A 17586-nucleotide genomic window follows, 5' to 3' on the forward strand; every position below is an offset into this window, starting at 1 on the left:
TCGATCGATGTCGAAGTGCGCAGACCGGTACATCAATTAACCTGTTCAGGATGAGAAACTTGATGCCCAACCCGTCTAATCAGGCCGCATGGATCAACGGCAAAGGTCAGCCGCTCGTCGTAGCCGCAGCGCCTATTCTTCAGCTTGGCGCCCACGAAATTCTGGTTCGCAATCGCGCGATCGCTGTAAATCCGTTCGACGGCGTTGTGCAGACGCTCGGGAGCATGGTCACGCCCTGGGTCGCCTATCCGGCCATCCTGGGATCGGACGTCGCCGGCGAGGTCGTCGCGGTCGGAGCATCGGTGACGTGTTTCAAGCCTGGCGATCGGGTGCTCGGGTTGGCGCTGGGCATCGACAGGCTTGCCAACCGGGCGGCTGAGGGGGCCTTTCAACAATACGTGATTCTGCGGCAGGACGCGGCGACCGCATTGCCGGACAGGATAAGCTTCGAGCAGGCTGCTGTACTGCCTCTCGCGGTCGCCACGGCGGCTTGCGGGCTGTTTCTGGACGACCAGCTTGCCCTGCAGACTCCGTCGATCGGGCAGCCCGTTCCGACCGGGAAGACCGTTCTGATCTGGGGAGGTTCTACCAGCGTCGGGAGTTGTGCGATTCAACTCGCCGCGGCTGCGGGCTATGAGGTCGTTACGACAGCGTCACCGAAAAATTTTGAGTACGTCAAAGGGCTCGGTGCGAGCCAGGTTTTCGATTACAACGACGCGCAGGTCGTCCCGGCAATGGTGAAGTATCTGGGCGCGCACGAGATGGTTGGCGCCTTGGCGATCGGCGCTGGATCGGGAACGTTGTGCATCGATATTCTGAGCCAGTGCAAGGGACGACGGATTGTCGCGATGGCCAGCGCGCCATTGCCGATCGACGACGCGCCCCTTACCCGTCAGTTCGTCTGGAAGTTGACTCACCTTCCGCGGCTTGCCGCAAGCTTTCTGGGCCTCGCAATTCGCGCCCGTTTCAGAGCTGTCGCTACACGATCGATCTGGGGCACTGCGCTCATGAGAGGCACGCTGGGTAAAACGATCTTCAACGATTTTTTGGGCCCGGCGTTGGCCAGTGGCCGGATCGTTCCAGCGCCTCAGCCGCTCGTCGCGGGTCATTCCCTGGAAGCCATACCGCACGCGATGGCGCTTCTTCGACGCGGCGTATCGGCAAGAAAGGTTGTCGTGTTGCTCTGACGTTGGGGGGCGGGCGAGGCAGCGCTAACCGGCGCGCATGAGGCAGCGACTGGCCGCATCCGCAGAGCACTCGATTCATAGAATCCCTGATGAAGCTTTGCTGCTCGATCTGCTTCTAACATCGTTCCGGACGAATCTAGAAGAAAGCACATGCTGGTGAACACGCCTGCGAGCCTTTATCAATTTCCGTGACATGAGTAGCGGACTTAAGACCTATCATCGTAACGAACAAATTAGCGACGTGGTCTACCGACTCCAGGCGCCCCAATGACAGTCCAGCGGCTTTTCACTTACTGCGGCGGTGCGGGACGGATATGTCTCTCTTGCATGCGCTGGTTGCTCGAAGCCTCTCTTGCCAAAATTACCTCAGTTTGAACCACGTATTTTTCATTGATGGTGACACCAAACTTATCGCGACGCACAAAAAATAAATACTGTGACGAGTAAGTAAGACACCGCTGCCGCAGGTGGCGAAACAACTTGGGCGATCGACGCATTTGGCTTGGGCGCGCCCGTCCGCCAGCTTGGCCGGTCGGGTCGCAAGCCGACAAGTGCTCAAGCAGCCGAGCGACTCACCCAAATAACCGTGCTCACTAAAAGCTCAGACAAACCGACTTGGTTTCCGTGTAACCGTCGATGGCTGCGCGCCCATGTTCGCGGCCAATCCCTGACTGCTTCATGCCGCCGAACGGCATCGCCGGGTCGATCACGTTGTGAGCATTGATCCACACCGTGCCCGCATCGATCCGGTCCGCGAGGCGCAGCGCGCGCGTGAAATCGTTGGTCCAGACGCTCGCGCCAAGACCGTAGACGCTGTCGTTGGCCTGACGGATCACGTCGTAGAGATCGTCGTAGGGCATGGCGATGATGACTGGACCAAAGACTTCCTCACGGACCAGCGTCATTGGTTGGCCCGATGTGTTGGCGAATACTGCCGGCGCAACAAAGTAGCCGCTCGACTCGTCGGGCCGGATCGGTGTGAGCAGTTTAGCGCCTTCGCGCTCGCCGGATTCAATGAGCCGCATCACACGCTCCTTGTGTCGCGCGGACACGAGCGGACCGATCTGCGCATCGGGGTCGAAGCCGGAGCCGAGCGTGGCTTTGCCCGCCACGTCCGCGACGCCCGCGACCACTTCGTCAAAGCGCTTCTTTGGCACGTAGAGACGCGAACCGGCAGTGCATACCTGGCCGCTATTGAGCAGAAAGCCCTGCGTCGCGCCCATTACGGCACGCTCGGTGTCGCAGTCGTCGAGCACGATCACCGGACTCTTGCCGCCGAGTTCAAGCGCCGCGCGCCGCACGTCAACCGCGCATCGCTGGGCGATGGCCTTGCCAGTAACGGTCGAGCCAGTAAAAGTGATCTTGTCTACGCCCGCATGCGCGACCAGCGCGGCCCCGGTCGCGCCGTTGCCCGTCACGACATTGAACACGCCGGCGGGAATGCCCGCTTCGAGCGCCAGTTCGGCGAGCCGTATTGCGGTGAGCGGCGTTTCCTCGGCGGGCTTGAGCACCACTGTGCAGCCCGTCGCCAGCGCGGGGGCGATCTTCCAGACCGCCATCATCATCGGGAAATTCCACGGCACGATCGCGCCGACCACGCCGACCGGTACCCGCTGTACCATCGCGCGGTAGCGCGTGCCCGGCGGCAGCGGGAACGATAGATCGACGGTATGGCCTTCGATCTTCGTCGCCCAGCCGGCCATGTAGCGCAGCCACTGTACGCTGCCCGCAACCTCCGCGCCAAGCGCGAGCGGCAGCGGCTTGCCTTGGTTCAGCGTTTCGAGGTGCGCGAGCCGTTCGGCATCGGCTTCGACCAGATCGGCGAATTTCAGCAGCAGCCGCTCGCGCACGGCGGGCAGCATGTCGCGCCACGCGCGTTCGTCGAATGCGCGACGCGCGGCTTTCACGGCGCGGTCGATGTCTTCTTCACCGGCGAGCGGCACCTGCGCGATCACTTCGCCACGCGCCGGATCATGGACCGCCGAGGTCTGTCCCGACGCCGCAGCCTGCCACTTTCCGTCGATTAGCATCTGCTGCCGGATCTGTCCTTTCGCGATCTCGATATGCTCTGCAAATTTCATACGGTTTTCTCCTGTTGTCGTTGGCGTTCGCCGCGTCGCGCGCGTCGGGGCTAGACGCCGAGATAGGCTTCGCGCACGGCGGGATCAGACATCAGCGCCTTTCCCGTGCCGCTGCCGACGATACTGCCTGTTTCGAGCACGTAGCCGCGATCGGCGATTGCGAGCGCGGCAACGGCGTTTTGTTCGACCAGCAAGATCGTCATTCCCTGCGCTTTGAGCCTGACCAGCACGTCGAGAATCTGATCGACGATCAGCGGTGCGAGACCCAGCGAAGGTTCGTCGAGCAACAACATGTGCGGTTTTGAAAGCAATGCGCGGCCGATCGCGAGCATCTGCTGCTGGCCGCCGGACAGCGCCGACGCTACACGCTTGCGCATCTGCGCGAGCACGGGAAACAGGGCGTAGATTTCGTCCAGATCGCGCTCGATGGCGGCTCGGCTATCGCGGCGCCGGTATGCGCCCAGTCGCAGATTGTTTTCCACCGTCAGCGGCTTGAACACCTGGCGGCCTTCCGGCGACTGCGCGATGCCAAGACCCACGCGCAGATGCGCCTTCACTTCGGAGATCGGCTGATCGTTCAAGAAAATCTGCCCGCCGCTTGACGGATGCACGCCGGACACGGTATGCAACAGCGTTGTCTTGCCCGCGCCGTTCGCGCCGATCAGTGCGACGATCTCACCGCGCGCGATGGTCATATCGACCTGTTTTAGCACGGTGACACGACCGTGCCGGCTGCTGAGTTTTTCAAGCCTGAGCATGATCAATGTCCTTTGCATGAGTGCCGAGGTACGCCTCGATCACGCGCGGATCGGCGCGAACTTCGGCTGGCGTTCCATGCAGCAGCGTGCGGCCCTGATTGAGTACCAGCACGCTGTCCGACATGCGCATCACCATCTTCATGTCGTGCTCGATCACGACGATGGTCACGCCGAGCGCGGCGATCTGCCGGACGATTTGCTCGATTTCCGCGGTTTCGACGCCATTGCAGCCCGCTGCGGGTTCGTCGAGCAGCATGACCGACGGCTCGGTAGCAAGCGCCCGCGCGATTTCAAGGCGCTTCAGCGAACCATACGACAGCGAGCCCGCGATGCTGTCGGCATGCCGAGCGAGGCCGACCTGATCGAGCATGCGCAGCGACGCGTCGCGGCTATGGCGGTTCTGGCCATGCACCGACGGCAAACCGAGCAGATCGGCGAGCCAGTGGCTGCGCTCCCAACGCTGGCGGCCGATCATCACGTTCTCGACCGCCGTTTGTCCCATGAACACCTGCAGGTTCTGGAATGTGCGCGACATACCCATGCGCGCGAGTTCGAACGGCGCTTTGCCCGTAATCAGGACGTCATCCAGAAACACCTGGCCCTGGCCGGGTTTGTACATCCCCGAAATCATGTTGAACAGGGTGGTCTTTCCCGCGCCGTTCGGTCCAATGATCGAAGTGATCTGGCCGCGTTCAACGCTGAACGACACATTGTCCACCGCGCGGATGCCGCCGAAGCTGATCGACAGATCTCTCACTCTCAGTAGCGCGCTCATTGCTGGTCTCCCGGAGTCGATGCGCGGTCCGATGGCTCGCCGTTCAGCGCGACGCGCGCGGGCGACCGATGCAACAGATGGGCGCCGATCCAGTCGGTCAGCGTCGGCACGATGCCGCGTCGCAAGCCGATCATCGCCAGCATGATGATCAGGCCGAGCACGATGTCCTGGTAGTCCGGAAACGATGCGAGCAGTTGCGGCAGCACGGTCAGGATCGCCGAACCGACGACCGCGCCGAGCGGTGTGGCAATACCGCCGATCACAGCCATCGCGAGAAACTGCACCGAGGTCATGAAGTTCGCGAGATCCGGCGTGATGAACCCGTTCATCAACGCGAGCGCGCTGCCTGCCAGCGACGCGTAGACAGCCGCAGTGACGAACACCTGACTCTTGCGGAGCGCGACGTCGACGCCCATGCTAGCGGCGGCGACTTCGCTTTCAAGAATGCCGCGCAGCGCGCGCCCGCTCGAACTGTCGCGCAACTGGATCGACAGCGCGATGCCCGCGAGCAGCAGGATCGCGGCGATCACGTACCATGCGGCCGGGCTAACGATTCGCGCACCACCTATCACGAGACGATGGACGTTGATGCCGTCCGGTCCGCCGGTCCAATCGATATTGGCCGCGATCACCAGTTCGACAAGCAGCGAGAAGCCGAGCGTCGCGATCGCCAGATAATGACCTTTCAGACGCAGGATCGGTTTGCCGATCAACCAGGCGAGCAGGGCGCTGGCGAGCGCGCCGATCAGGATTGCAGCCAGGACCGGTACGCCAAAACGGCCAGGTAATATCGCCATCGCGTAGGCGCCGATGCTGAAGAAGCCCGCGTGGCCGAGGCTGATCTGGCCTGCCATACCCATCAGCAGATGCAGGCCGATGGCGGCGAAGGCCATGATCCAGACAAGCGCCAGCACGCGCAGGATAAAGCCGGAACTCGCCGCCGTGTAGCAGACGACCATCAGCAGCGCGAGTCCGGCGACGCCTAACCAGCGTGAGCGTACCGGCCGGGGAGATGCCTTGATACGAGACGTCATACGCGATCCGTCACTTTGCCGCCCAACAGGCCGTTGGGCATGGTCAGCAGAATCAGGATCAATGCGATGAACGCGATCCCGTCTTTGTACACTGAGGTCAGATAGCCCGCCGCGAACGATTCGAGCAGACCAAGTGCGAGGCCGCCCAGCACCGCCCCCGCAGGATTGCCGAGCCCACCGAAGATTGCCGCGGTAAAGCCCTTCAGCGCGAGTAGTGCGCCGATGTCGTAGCGCGTCAGCGAAATCGGGGTGACGAGCACGCCTGACATTGCCCCGAGCGCCGCCGATAAACCGAATGCGAGCATCAGGATCAGCGAAATATTGATGCCGACCATCCGCGCGGCGAGCCGATTGGCGGCGCTCGCCCGCAACGCGACGCCGATCGTCATACGTTCGAGGAAGAACCACAGCGTGGCGAACATCACCAGCGCGCCGGCCAGCACCCACAGCGCCTGCGGCAGCACCGCCGCGCCCAGCCAGTGCAACGGTTCGCTGCCGGAAAAGCCGCTGAGGCTATGGAACTGCTTGCCGAACAGCACGCTCGCGACGCCGCGCAGAAAGATCGACGCGCCGAGCGTGATGATGATGAGCGTCGCAGGCGACGCGTTGCCGGCTGCCTCGATCATCTTCTGCAAGGCGATACCGACCAGCACGGTCACGACGACCGCGAGGAAAGCCGCGAGCGGCAACGCGATGCCGCTATGTGCGAAGAACACCGTGCACATACCGCCAAGCATTACAAATTCGCCTTGCGCGAAGTTCACGACGTCGCTGGCCGCGTAGATCAGCGTGAAGCCGATTGCGACCACGGCATACACGGCTCCGACGGTCAGACCGGAAAACAGGTATTGCAGGAAAGCGGACATACTCGTTCCAGATCGGTGCGGTGGTCGGAAGGCGCGACGATGCGATGCCGCGTTCACGTCAGTTCACGAGACTCCAGTCGTTATTGCGGATTTCCACGAGACGGAATGCGTCGACGGTGAGTCCCAGATGATCGGTCGGCGACATGTTGACCACTCCCGCCGTGCCGATGAAACCACGCGTCTTTTCCAGCGCGTCGCGAACCTTCGCCGGGTCCGCATCGCCCGCGCGCCTGATCGCGTCGACCACCATCATCAGGCCGTCGTAGGCCCCGCCGCCGAAGGTTGAGACCGGCTGGCCAGTGGCCTTCTCGAAGGTGCTGTTGTAGGCCAGCACGACTGGCCTCTGCGGATCGTTGACGGGCAGCTTGTCGGCCACGAGCATCGCCGCCACCGGCAAACGCACGCCGTTCGAAGCGGGACCGGACAACTCGATATAGCTCTTGGACGCGACGCCGTTGTTCTGATACATGGGAATAGACTGCATGCCCAGTTGGCCGTAGTTGCGCGTCAGCACGGCCGGTCCCTGACCGGATGCGCCGGTATTGAAGATCGCCTGCACGCCCGGCGTGTTTCTGATCTTCGTGAGCTGCGGAGTCATGTCGGTGTCCTGTGCGCCGTAGGTTTCGTCGATCAGGATCTGCACGCCGTATTTCGGCGCGACCTTCAGGCATTGCTCCCGCATCGACATGCCGAAGCCGTCCGTACCGGCGATTAGCGCGATCTTCGAGAATTTGCGCGCTTTCATGTCGGCGAACACTTTCTCGCAGCCCATCAGATCGGTGTGCGGACTTTTGAACACGTATTTACGTACCGGCGAAATGATGTTCACGCTGCCTGCCAGCGACATGAACGGCAGTTGCGCGTCTTCGAGTACGGGGATCATTGCCATTGTCGTGCCGGTGGTCGAGCCGCCGATCACCGCCACCACGTTGTCGCTTTCGGTGAGGCGGGTGGCGAAGGTGCGCGCCTTGTTGGCGTCGCTGCCGTCGTCGTATTCGACCAGCTTGAGCGGCCGGCCGAGTACGCCGCCTTTGGCGTTCAGCTGGTCGACGTACAGTTTCAGCGTCTTCGACTCCGGATCGCCGATATACGATGCGGGGCCCGTGGTTGAAAGCACCACGCCGATCCGGATCGGATCGGCTGCCTGCGCAGCGGGAACGACAAACGACAGGCCGAGCGCGGTGGCCGCGCTGACGAGCAGGGTGGCGATGCTGAACATCGGTTTCATCCTGGTCTCCGATATATGTAGTTATCCGAAACAAAAAACTGATTTCGTGGTCAGAAATTGACCTGATGGCCTTGGGTCAGCGTTCCGCTGTCTCCTTCCAGGCGACGATTGCTTCGCTGTTGTCGCGCTGCCCGCCGAGCGTGTCGCGCGCCAGCGCCCAGCGCTCGGTGACGAGCTGCAATACAGGTAACGGCAGGCCGACCGCCTCGCTCAGATCGGCGGCGATCTTCACGTCCTTCGCCAGCAGCCCGACCGCAAAGCCGGTCGCGTATTTCTCGCCGATCACGTGGTCTTTCATCACGATATCGGTGAAAAAATTGCGGGCTGTCGACACGTTCATGATGTCCACCATCGTCGTCAGATCGAGGCCGAACTTCTCGCCGATCAACATGGCTTCCGCGGTCGCGGTGTAGCAAGTGGCCGCGACATAATTATTCAACGCTTTCATCGCATGACCGCAACCGAGGCCGCCGGTAATGAACAGACGGTCGCCCATGGCCTGAAGCAGCGGCGTGACCAGTTCGAGCGCGGGCGCATCGTCGGCGCCAATCATGATCGACAGCGTACCGGCCAGCGCGCGCGGCACGCCGCCCGAGACCGGCGCGTCGATTAAAATGACCTCGTGCTTCGCAAGCTTCGCCGCGAGATCACGCGTGCCGGTCGGTTCGGACGAACTCATGTCGACGATGATCGCGCCCTTGGTTAGACGAGCAGCGAGACTGTCGTCGCCGCCTTGCGTCAGCGCATCGCTCACAATCTTGCCGGTGGGCAGCATCGTGACGATTACATCGCAACTCGCGAGCCCGTGAATGGCGCTGACGCTGTTGACGTTGCTCCGGCCGTCGCCCGTCTGATCGCTCACAAACTGCTCGGAGCGTTGCGGATCTGTATCGAAAACGGTCAGCGGGTAACCTGCCTTCGCGACGTTTGCCGCCATCGGCCATCCCATGTTGCCAATGCCGATAAAGCCCACTTTCTGCATGTCTGTCTCCGGATTGCGACGATATTGCTTGTCGGTCATAGCTGGCGTGGCGGCTCAATCGAGGCCCATGTCCTTGAGCACTTCAGCGGCCTGCGTGAAGCTGTCCACCGCCGCGGGCACGCCCGCATATACGAGGGTATGCATCAGCACCTCGCGAATCTCTTCCTTGCTGACGCCATTCGCGATCGCGCCGCGCACGTGGATCTTCATCTGCGCCGGACGGCTCAGCGTAGCGACGATCGCGAGCGTCAGCATGCTTCGCGTCTTGTGGTCCAGATGCGGTCGATGCCAGACCTCGCCGAAACAAAAACGCGTGACGAGTTCCTGCAACGGCGCGGTCAGTTCCGTCGCCGATTCGATCGCCTGGTCGGCGCCCGCGGGGCCGAACATATCGCGACGCAGCGCGAGGCCTTGCTTGAAGAATTCGTTCTGATCGGACACTTGTGAATCTCCACTCGATTGAGTAACAGTGTTTGCGGGAGTCAGTGCGCGATGCGGCCGGCCGTTGCGCCATAGCGCAACACGTGTACGCCGCCGCTGGCATAGTTTGCCGTGTCGGCGGCAACGCGCTGACCGATCTCAGATTGCATCGCTGCGTCAAGCGCGTCCGCGCTGTCGAACTGACCTTGCCAGATGCAGAAATACGGTGACGCACTGCCGACCCCTTGCGGTTCGAACACATGACTGCTGCTGCGTAATCCCGGAAGCTGCGCGGCGAGCGGCAGATGCGCATCGACGTAGTAACGCCTGAAGTCGTCTTTGGATAAGGGTGGGGGATACAGCACTAATAGCGTGTACATGACGAGCTCGCGTGCAGGCCATGCGCGGGCCTCGCAAATTTCTGCGTACCTGCGACTGGCGGATCGAAAGAAGAGTGATGCCTGAGATCAACTATAAACAGCGCGTGCATGCAAAGATTGTTGAATCATGCAGAGGCGATGTCTGTGTGTGCTATTGCATCGCAGCACGGTGCAAATAGGCGCGCGCGCAACCTCCGGCGTGCGCTTTTGGGGCCTTTACACGGTTGCGCGGCTGGCTCTCCAATGGCTCGGGGTGACCTTGAAGCGTTCGAGGAATGCACGGGAAAAGTGCGCAGCGTCGGCGAAGCCGACTTCATACGCGACCTCGGTTATCTTGCGTCGCGTTCCTGATTCGCCGAGCAGCCGCCGCGCCAGATCGAGACGTTGCGCGAGAATGTAGGCATGGGGCGTCTGGCCGATGTGATCGAAGGCGGTGTAGAGCGTGCGGCGCGACATGCCGCATGCGTTGGCGACGGTATCGGTCGACAGGTCGGGATCGACGAGATGCTGCTCGATGTAGGCTAGCGCGCGTTCAAGGCGTCGTGACACCGGGCGTTGTCCGGACGCGGGCTGATTGAGGGCGAACTGTCTGATCGACGCGCTCATCAACGCGAGAATCGAGTCCTGCATGACGAGCTGCCCGTCGGTTTCCAGCGTGACGCCGTCGCGCAGCAGACCGCCTAGCGCGGCGCGGGCGATTTCGGCGGTGCCTTGGGCCGGCAGCACCGTGCCGAACAGATTTTCGAGTTGCGGAACCCAGTGGCCGGCTTCGCTTTGCGGCAGCAGCAGCGTCATGAAATGCGAGAACTCAGACGTGTCGAACCGATAGGGCACTGACGTGTCGTAGATCGTCCATTGACCCGGCTGGATGATCAGGTCGCGTCCGCCTTGCTCCAGATTGGCATAGCCGCCTAGCTGCCAGTAGATCTTGATGTAGCGCGCCTTCGCATCGGCAACGAGACGTCGGGTACGCATTACGCGATGCGGCCCGACCAACACTTCACCCACCACGCTGTCGCAGAAACGCGTCATTAGCGAGCGTCCTTCGAAACCGCCGGTGGCCGGAAGCGGCTCGATGGCGAGCGGCAGGAATTTCTCGGAGACGCACTGTTCCCAGAGATCGGTCGAGCGCGCGACGAGCGCTTCCGGCTGCGCATGGCGCACGGCGGGTGGCGGTTGCCGAACTTCTGGCATCAGTTTGCTCGACTCTGGCATTGGTGTCTCCGGTTCTGATCTGCTGCGGCAATGTGGTGACCGTCGCGAGGAAGCCGCTCAATATTAACGGCCATGCCGGTGCGGGTCCTACCCGGCAAAACCCGTCCGCCGATGAACCTTCGTTGCCAACGCCGCTCAGGAAACGTTGGGGTAGTGATCGAACCGTTTGCCTCACCATCTGCCGCAGCGGGGCATTGGCCGGGTCGTGACGCACCCGCCCAGGCCAGTGCTGATAAGGCGCGAACGACAGCAGTTGCACGGCTGGCGGCTGGATGCGGACGGTGCGCCAGCCGGGAAAACACGTTGCCTAGTTCCAGCGGAATTTTGGCGATCAGACCGTGATGCCAGACCTTGCGACTACGCAGCAAGCGGCGTGCTGGACGGTGATGAAGAGATCGACTACAGCATTGGGGAGCAGAAGCGCTATCGGCAGGATCGTCACCATTCGCGCGCGAATCGCCTGTTAGCGAACCCTGTTTGTAACCAATCGACGCGGTGCAGTCGCTTCGCATGACGATCACTGCGCCGCTAGAAAATCGTGCTTTTTCACGATGTTCACATGTTCTCCGCGGTGGCGGCCCGCCATTGTCCATCGCCCTTCGTGCCGGCGATGTACTACCCTCGCACATGACCGCGAATCTGATATGCATGTTTCGCACATAACTGCTCCTCGTTTTCGAAACGCAGTCAGGTCATAGTCTGCAACTCAGATAAATGTGCAGAATTGCCCTCATGCGTCTTATCGAAAGCTGCACAACGCGAACACCCGGCACCACCGCGCCATCAGAAAGCGACTGCGATGAGTACTTTGAGCGCGTGACCCGGGTCGCCGCACGCGCGCTGAAATCACGAATGTCCGTCGTATGTCTCGACCATCTCGGCCAGCCAGAATTGATGGGCGCAAGCGGGTGCGATCGGGACGTGGTCGTCCATATGCAGGCGTACTATCGCCGGACGCTCGAATGCAAGGGACCCTTCGTTGTCAGGGATGCGCTGTCCGATGCGGAGTTTGCGCAGGGGTCGCTGGCAACCGGCGAATGGGGGATCCGCTTTTTCGCAGGCATTGCGCTGTGTCTGCCATGCGGCAAGCCCGTCGGTATGCTGTGCGTCATGCACACGACGCCGCGACGCTTCACGCGCGAACAGCGTCAGATGCTCGTGGACCTGGGGCAAATGGTCGAGCACGAAGTTGCGCTGCGCAAGCTGGACACCTCTGATCGTTCGCAGGTGCTTCAGGCGATCGACCGGCTTCAGGCCCAGAGTGCGCTTTACGTCGACACGTTCCATCGGACTCCGGTCGCTATCGCGCATATCGGAAAGGACTGGGCGTGGCGGCACATGAATGATGCCTGTGCAAATTTTTTCGCGCGCTCTCGCGCTTCGCTGACGAAAACGAACATACTCGATCTGCTTGATGCGAACGACCGGACCCGGCTCGAACAAGCGGTGCAGGCACTCAATCGTGGTCGAAGTGGCGAAGTGCAGACGCTGGACGTAACGTTCCGGCTGCGCAACAGGCAAATCAAGCCAGCGAGAGTGCAGGTGGCACTGAAGCAGACCACGTCGGCGCGCGACGGAGGCTGGCTCTTCGTCATTCACGATACCGGGGCGGAGCATCAGGAAAAAGCCGCGCGCGACGCGCGAGAGGCCACGTTGCATCGGGGAGCACTCGAGACCTCGGAAGTTCTGCGCCGGGCGCGTGAGCAACTGACAAGCACTGAACGGCAATTAGGAGCCTCGCGTATCGACTTGCGCGCTATTGCCGACAATCTTCCGGTGCTGGTCGGGTATGTCGACGGTGAACGACGATATCAGTTCGCCAACGCAACCTATCGTGAGTGGTTTGGGTTGGACCCGGAGCAGACCGTGGGACGGCTGGCCCATGAGGTTCTCGAGGCTGGCTATTTTGCGGCCATCGAGCCGTATATCCAACGTGCGCTCAACGGCGAACGGGTCGAGTACGAGGTGGGCGCGACGCTCAATGGGAGCCAACGCGTCCTGCGTGGTGTGCTGGTGCCGCGTCGCGTTCACGATCGGTCGGCTGACGGTTACTACCTGCTGGTGCACGATGTGACGGAACGAACGACGCTGCTCGATCGCCTGCGGCATCAGGCGTTCCATGACGCGCTCACCGGGCTGCCGAACAGACGATCCTTCCTCGAGAGGCTGGATGAGGCGTGTGCATCAGGCGGCGACGGTCTGGCTGCCATCATGTTCATTGACCTGGACGGCTTCAAGGCTGTGAACGATACGTACGGGCATCAGTGTGGCGACGAGGTGCTGGTTGAGACCGCGCGTCGGATCAGCCGCTGCGTGCGTGACGGAGATCTGGTTGCGCGACATGCCGGGGATGAGTTTACCGTGCTGCTGACCGGTCGCGCAGTCGATCGTGCTGCTCTGGAGAGAATTGCACGGGCAATCCTGATGACACTGAGCCAGCCCATCCACGTCGGGGACAAGGTCGTGCGGTTATCGGCCAGTATCGGCATGCTTCTGCGTGGGCAGCCGGCGTCTTTGGGTGGTGAAGCCCTGCTACGCGCGGCCGACGCCGCCATGTATCGTGCGAAAGTGGCGGGCAAAGCACGTATTGTCGTGCACGAGCTTAACGACTCACCGGCCGGCTAGATCGACGCCGCGCCATGCGGTGCAGGACCGCCCAACCGGGCGCCTGCCGCGCGATTCGTCAGCGCACAGGGCGCCCAGCGTCGAGACCGCTCCGTCGAACTGCGGCGGTGACGGGTATCCGTAGCCCGCGAACTCTTCCGGCTGCCGCCCAGCCGATACGATTTTTTGGGTGCAACGCATTTCGACCATCTTCGCGCCCCAGCGGCCGTCCTTGAACCGCCTGCACCGTTTCAACTTGCGCTCGTTGGCGGATACCGCCATGACAGGTATGGCATCGCGCCCGCACCTTACCCGCCAGCCTTCAAAGATAGCCACCTCTCAATCTGATACGGCGTTTCTTTCGGCATCTGCTGCTATTGCGGACGCTTACTCGCTGGCAAAGTGCGGCGCAGACCGGTTTTACTTCTTGCGATGTTTCGCGCGGCATCTGGCAACAATTGACGGACCGGCTTGCCGGTTCACCACGCCCCAGTTCCATTTTGGCTCGGATTGCATGTCCATTACTGAGTTGCCCGCTGTTCCTGCCGCCCTTGCCGGACTGATTGCTCGCCCCTTGCCCGCCGGAATGCCCGCTAGCCGTCCGCTGCAGGCGCTGCCTGATGTTCCCACCGGAACTGCCAAAGCGAAGGCCGCTCTGGGGTTGAATGCTGTTTCGCCGCACAAGGGATTGCGGTGGCGAGTTACCTGCCAGCATCCTGCCGAACGAAACGGGCTTCCAGCTTGTGATGCATTGGCTGATAGCACACCGTGGGCCGACGCGGCAGAGCAGTGGTTGCAACAAACGGCGAGTTTTATCGCCGACTGTCTGGCGCACAGGAGCTGTGAAACACGAGTCCACTCGCGCTCCATCGGTGCCGACGCTCTCGCCCCGATCAGAAGAACTAAGCAACTTACCGCGGTATGGGGCGTATTGGGCGGTGTCCTCTGGCCAATGCGTGTCTCAGTCGTAGCCCAGGTTGACGGCTGGCCGTTCAAAAGATGGTTTCATCCAATTAGCAAAACAAAATAATGAAACGCTATCTCCAACTGGCAGCAGAATTCGAAAGCCTGATTCTTGACGGAACGCTTGAACCCGGTGTGCGGCTCCCGTCGGTGCGCCAGGCAAGCTGTTCATACCGTGTGAGTCCTTCAACCGTCTTCCACGCTTATTACACCCTTGAAAGACGGGCGCTGATTGTCGCAAGACCCCGGTCGGGCTATTTCGTCGCAAGTCGTCCTTCATTAACCAGCACACTGGCGATTATTCCAGATCGTCGTACTGACGAAACTAACAGTGATAGCCTGACCATCCGCTTCATGAAGGCTCAACGTAGTTGTGCGCTTCCGGGACTGGGCGCCCTGGAGCCCAGTCCTCGGCTTTTCCCGCTTGACCGTATTTCGCGGTTTTTGACTGCGGCAACCCGGAGGATGGTCAGTTCGCAGAACACCTTGTCGGCGGAAACGGCGGAAGCAGCTCTGCGTCGCCAGATCGTGCTGCGCTATCTGGTCACAGGCGTTACGGTTTTACCCGAGGAAATTGTCGTGACGAGCGGCGCGCTCGATGCACTGATCGTTTGTCTGCAGGTTCTAACGCGTCCTGGCGACACCATCGCAATCGAACGGCCCGCTTTCCATGCTGCGCAAGAGGCGATCAAGCGCTTGCGTCTTAAAGTGGTGGAAATCCCTGTCGATCCCTATCGTGGACTCGACCTCGGGGTCCTGGCGGCGGCGTTGCGGCAGCATCCGATACGGGCTTGCTGGTTCACGACTACGCTCCACCAGCCGACAGGCGCGACGCTCTCCGATGAACGGAAAGAGGCGCTTGTCAGGTTGCTGGCGGAACATGGGGTGCCGCTCATCGAGGACGATGTATTCCGCGAACTGCATTTCGGTTTGACGCCAGCGTATCCGGCGAAGCGCTTCGATTCGACCGGTTCGGTGCTGCACTGCGGTTCGTTCTCAACGAGCCTTGCGCCGGGTCTGCGGCTGGGTTGGGTAGCGGCCGGCCGCTACGCCGCGAGAATTGAGCATGAACGCTGGCTGACCATGACCCCTGCGTCCGTGCCCGTGCAATGCGCAATTGCTGAGTACCTTGAGCACGCAGACTACGACCGGCTCCTGCGCAAACTGCGTCGCCAACTCGCGTCCCTTCAGAGCTTGATGGTGGCCGCAGTCGATAGATACTTTCCCAAGGGGACGGTTGTATTCAGGCCGCCGGGCGGATTCTTCCTGTGGGTGCAGCTACCGGAAGGGGTAGAAGCGGTTGAGTTGTTTGAAATGGCGAAAGCGCACGAAATTGCGATAGCACCCGGTCCGATCTTTTCATGCGGCCGCGAATTTGGTCGCCACATCCGCCTCAACTATGGCCGGCCCTGGTCTCCTGACGTTGAGAAAGAGATCTACGTTTTGGGCTCCCTGGCGAGGCGCGTAATGGCTTGCGCCTTGAAGTCACAAAGCTGCCGTTAAAGAGCCGTGGGTCGCTTCTTCCGCTGACTCACGCGATGCACGCGTTCGTTGTCGCGCGATCGCTACGCGAAAATGTCGTAGTCGTAGTCGCCAGCTTTGTCAGACAAGGCCAGTGAAAGCCTCTTACCGCAGCAGCGCTTGCGCAAGTGTCGAAGAGTCAGTCAGGAAACCGGGATGTACCGGTTTCATCCTGATGGACAAGGCTCGTCAGGCCCAGAGTGCCAGCAGGCTCAGGCTTCGGGACCCACAGGCAGGAATCTGACCTTTCAATGCGGCGGCTGCCCATTAGCGTTGTTCTGCGCGGCAACGGCGGCGGCCTTGTCCTTTTTCGCCGCTTCGTGATGGCCGACCGCACAGCCCAAGGCAGCACCGGCAACGCCATGGTGCCCGGCGACGTGGCCCGCTACGCCACCTAAAGCGGCGCCCTTCAGGCATCCTTTGCTGTACGCGGCGGACGTCACGGTGAGCGCCGCAATAGCGAAGAGCAGTGCGCAAATTGCTTTAGCTGTTTTCATTGATCGTCCTCTTCGATCGATAACATTTTGTCCCGGACTTCAAATATCGGTCAGTGCAACGATTGCTCGACGCTCAGCGCAGCTACCGCACGATTCGTGCGTTGCCCGATCAGTCCTGCCACGGCGGCAACAATCGCTCCGAGCAGCAGCACGATTACCGCAGTCCATGCAACGTCACTTACGCCAGCCGATGCCGCATCGCCGGCTTCGCGGGCCTTCTGTTCGCCTGTCTGCTTCAGGTCGCGCAACTGCTGAAGCGCCTGGTTGTATGTCCGCTCATAGTTATCTGCAATCTGGGCGGCTTCCTGCCGGGATTTACCCGTGCGAGCGACGATGATGTTCACAAGCGCGTCACGGTCAGTGGCATTCATTGCCGGCTGGCCTTTTTCCTTCAGCCGCGTGAAGAAGTCCTTCAGATCGGAACCGGACGATTGCGGATTGACCGCTGCGTCGCTCGCGGTCGAGGCGGCATCTGCTGCTGCGGAGCTGGCGGCCGAAGCGAGTTGTGAGGGGGCGAGTGCGGCTTTGCCCGATTGGCTCAGCAGCGTTTCGAGGTTCGACTCGACATCGTCGATATTGGGCGAAATGCCACTCTTTTGCAGCGCTGCCTTGGCACCCGACGCAACCGTCGGCGCCACGGCGGCGATGCCTTGGCCCGCCAGCGACAGGCCCTGACCCGCGACGCCGGATACGGCGCCAATCGCTCCACCGGCCAGGCTCGACACCAGATAAGCGGTGCTGAGCGTGGTCAGAGACCAGCACAGAAAGCCGTGCAGCGCACCCTTGCCCGGCGCGCAGCGGCCGGCGAAGAAGCCGCCTGCGACCAGTGCAAGCAGCGTCGAGACGGCGACCCAGATACTGGCGGCCGTGCCGAATCCGCTGAAGGGGTTACGATTGCCGAGTGGGTCGAAGGCAGTCGCGCCGATCGCTGTACCGAGCACGGCGAGAAACAGATAGGTAGTCATCGCAATGACAAAGCCGACGAACACCGCGCCCCATGACAGGCGTGCCGGAATCAAACGGGCGGGTTGGCGGATTGAATCAGACGGGTTCATCAGGAAGCTCCTTGATTAGG

The 17586-nt window shown here is 61.5% G+C and carries 16 protein-coding genes; 4 read left to right on the top strand and 12 right to left on the bottom strand.

Going from position 1 to position 17586, the window contains the following annotated elements:
• Nucleotides 1-62: 62 nt before the first annotated feature.
• Nucleotides 63-1187, top strand: coding sequence for a zinc-binding alcohol dehydrogenase family protein (locus AAGS40_RS26055; RefSeq protein WP_345817595.1), 1125 nt, complete (start codon nt 63-65; stop codon nt 1185-1187).
• A 593-nt stretch (nt 1188-1780) separates the two neighbouring features.
• Here the strand turns inward: AAGS40_RS26055 and AAGS40_RS26060 are convergent.
• The 10 genes from AAGS40_RS26060 to AAGS40_RS26105 form a co-directional block, all read right to left on the bottom strand.
• Complete coding sequence (locus AAGS40_RS26060; protein ID WP_345817386.1) at nt 1781-3268, bottom strand: aldehyde dehydrogenase family protein; 1488 nt, start codon at nt 3266-3268, stop codon at nt 1781-1783.
• A gap of 50 nt (nt 3269-3318) precedes the next feature.
• The gene (locus AAGS40_RS26065) at nt 3319-4026 is read right to left on the bottom strand and encodes an ABC transporter ATP-binding protein (protein ID WP_345817387.1); all 708 of its coding nucleotides are present in this window, start codon (nt 4024-4026) and stop codon (nt 3319-3321) included.
• Nucleotides 4013-4801 carry an ABC transporter ATP-binding protein gene (locus tag AAGS40_RS26070; RefSeq protein ID WP_345817388.1) on the bottom strand — a complete coding sequence of 263 codons (789 nt, stop codon included), beginning with the start codon at nt 4799-4801 and terminating at the stop codon, nt 4013-4015. The genes AAGS40_RS26065 and AAGS40_RS26070 overlap by 14 nt, the downstream gene beginning before the upstream one ends.
• Nucleotides 4798-5835 carry a branched-chain amino acid ABC transporter permease gene (locus AAGS40_RS26075; protein ID WP_345817390.1) on the bottom strand — a complete coding sequence of 346 codons (1038 nt, stop codon included), beginning with the start codon at nt 5833-5835 and terminating at the stop codon, nt 4798-4800. Before AAGS40_RS26075 ends, AAGS40_RS26070 begins: the two co-directional genes overlap by 4 nt.
• Nucleotides 5832-6701, bottom strand: coding sequence for a branched-chain amino acid ABC transporter permease (locus tag AAGS40_RS26080; protein WP_345817392.1), 870 nt, complete (start codon nt 6699-6701; stop codon nt 5832-5834). Before AAGS40_RS26080 ends, AAGS40_RS26075 begins: the two co-directional genes overlap by 4 nt.
• 58 nt (nt 6702-6759) lie before the next feature.
• Nucleotides 6760-7929 (bottom strand): ABC transporter substrate-binding protein, encoded by a 1170-nt coding sequence (locus tag AAGS40_RS26085; protein ID WP_345817393.1) that lies wholly within the window; start codon nt 7927-7929, stop codon nt 6760-6762.
• A 76-nt stretch (nt 7930-8005) separates the two neighbouring features.
• Nucleotides 8006-8950: an NAD(P)-dependent oxidoreductase gene (locus tag AAGS40_RS26090; RefSeq protein WP_345817395.1), complete on the bottom strand. Its 945-nt coding sequence runs from the start codon at nt 8948-8950 to the stop codon at nt 8006-8008.
• Between the two features lie 15 nt (nt 8951-8965).
• On the bottom strand, nt 8966-9352 hold the full coding sequence (locus tag AAGS40_RS26095) for a carboxymuconolactone decarboxylase family protein (RefSeq protein ID WP_345817397.1): 387 nt from the start codon (nt 9350-9352) through the stop codon (nt 8966-8968).
• Nucleotides 9353-9393: 41 nt separating this feature from the next.
• Nucleotides 9394-9711, bottom strand: coding sequence for an EthD family reductase (locus AAGS40_RS26100; protein WP_345817399.1), 318 nt, complete (start codon nt 9709-9711; stop codon nt 9394-9396).
• A gap of 216 nt (nt 9712-9927) precedes the next feature.
• Nucleotides 9928-10905, bottom strand: coding sequence for a helix-turn-helix domain-containing protein (locus tag AAGS40_RS26105; protein ID WP_345817400.1), 978 nt, complete (start codon nt 10903-10905; stop codon nt 9928-9930).
• A 753-nt stretch (nt 10906-11658) separates the two neighbouring features.
• Between AAGS40_RS26105 and AAGS40_RS26110 the strand changes: the two genes are divergently transcribed.
• The 3 genes from AAGS40_RS26110 (at nt 11659) to AAGS40_RS26120 (ending at nt 15996) form a co-directional block, all read left to right on the top strand.
• Nucleotides 11659-13551, top strand: a complete 1893-nt coding sequence (locus AAGS40_RS26110; protein ID WP_345817402.1) for a diguanylate cyclase — start codon at nt 11659-11661, stop codon at nt 13549-13551.
• 259 nt (nt 13552-13810) lie between these two features.
• Entirely contained in the window at nt 13811-14560 is a 750-nt protein-coding gene (locus AAGS40_RS26115; RefSeq protein WP_345817404.1) for a hypothetical protein, read from the top strand.
• Complete coding sequence (locus tag AAGS40_RS26120; RefSeq protein WP_345817405.1) at nt 14560-15996, top strand: PLP-dependent aminotransferase family protein; 1437 nt, start codon at nt 14560-14562, stop codon at nt 15994-15996. Before AAGS40_RS26115 ends, AAGS40_RS26120 begins: the two co-directional genes overlap by 1 nt.
• A 266-nt stretch (nt 15997-16262) precedes the next feature.
• Here AAGS40_RS26120 and AAGS40_RS26125 read toward each other — a convergent pair whose 3' ends face one another.
• Both AAGS40_RS26125 and AAGS40_RS26130 read right to left on the bottom strand, forming a co-directional pair.
• Nucleotides 16263-16511, bottom strand: coding sequence for a hypothetical protein (locus AAGS40_RS26125; protein ID WP_345817407.1), 249 nt, complete (start codon nt 16509-16511; stop codon nt 16263-16265).
• A gap of 50 nt (nt 16512-16561) precedes the next feature.
• The gene (locus AAGS40_RS26130) at nt 16562-17566 is read right to left on the bottom strand and encodes a hypothetical protein (RefSeq protein WP_345817408.1); all 1005 of its coding nucleotides are present in this window, start codon (nt 17564-17566) and stop codon (nt 16562-16564) included.
• Between the last annotated feature and the right edge of the window lie 20 nt (nt 17567-17586).

It is taken from the genome of Paraburkholderia sp. PREW-6R (genome assembly GCF_039621805.1).
In the GTDB taxonomy this organism is placed as follows: Bacteria; Pseudomonadota; Gammaproteobacteria; order Burkholderiales; family Burkholderiaceae; genus Paraburkholderia.

What these genes read in the sequence shown, in the direction of transcription:
- AAGS40_RS26130 (WP_345817408.1), bottom strand. Translation starts at nt 17,566, where the DNA reads ATGAACCCGTCTGATTCAATCCGCCAACCCGCCCGTTTGATTCCGGCA.
- AAGS40_RS26100 (WP_345817399.1), bottom strand. Translation starts at nt 9,711, where the DNA reads ATGTACACGCTATTAGTGCTGTATCCCCCACCCTTATCCAAAGACGAC.
- AAGS40_RS26125 (WP_345817407.1), bottom strand. Translation starts at nt 16,511, where the DNA reads ATGAAAACAGCTAAAGCAATTTGCGCACTGCTCTTCGCTATTGCGGCG.
- AAGS40_RS26085 (WP_345817393.1), bottom strand. Translation starts at nt 7,929, where the DNA reads ATGAAACCGATGTTCAGCATCGCCACCCTGCTCGTCAGCGCGGCCACC.
- AAGS40_RS26090 (WP_345817395.1), bottom strand. Translation starts at nt 8,950, where the DNA reads ATGACCGACAAGCAATATCGTCGCAATCCGGAGACAGACATGCAGAAA.
- AAGS40_RS26055 (WP_345817595.1), top strand. Translation starts at nt 63, where the DNA reads ATGCCCAACCCGTCTAATCAGGCCGCATGGATCAACGGCAAAGGTCAG.
- AAGS40_RS26070 (WP_345817388.1), bottom strand. Translation starts at nt 4,801, where the DNA reads ATGAGCGCGCTACTGAGAGTGAGAGATCTGTCGATCAGCTTCGGCGGC.
- AAGS40_RS26120 (WP_345817405.1), top strand. Translation starts at nt 14,560, where the DNA reads ATGAAACGCTATCTCCAACTGGCAGCAGAATTCGAAAGCCTGATTCTT.
- AAGS40_RS26105 (WP_345817400.1), bottom strand. Translation starts at nt 10,905, where the DNA reads ATGCCAGAAGTTCGGCAACCGCCACCCGCCGTGCGCCATGCGCAGCCG.
- AAGS40_RS26060 (WP_345817386.1), bottom strand. Translation starts at nt 3,268, where the DNA reads ATGAAATTTGCAGAGCATATCGAGATCGCGAAAGGACAGATCCGGCAG.
- AAGS40_RS26075 (WP_345817390.1), bottom strand. Translation starts at nt 5,835, where the DNA reads ATGACGTCTCGTATCAAGGCATCTCCCCGGCCGGTACGCTCACGCTGG.
- AAGS40_RS26065 (WP_345817387.1), bottom strand. Translation starts at nt 4,026, where the DNA reads ATGCTCAGGCTTGAAAAACTCAGCAGCCGGCACGGTCGTGTCACCGTG.
- AAGS40_RS26110 (WP_345817402.1), top strand. Translation starts at nt 11,659, where the DNA reads ATGCGTCTTATCGAAAGCTGCACAACGCGAACACCCGGCACCACCGCG.
- AAGS40_RS26080 (WP_345817392.1), bottom strand. Translation starts at nt 6,701, where the DNA reads ATGTCCGCTTTCCTGCAATACCTGTTTTCCGGTCTGACCGTCGGAGCC.
- AAGS40_RS26115 (WP_345817404.1), top strand. Translation starts at nt 13,811, where the DNA reads ATGACAGGTATGGCATCGCGCCCGCACCTTACCCGCCAGCCTTCAAAG.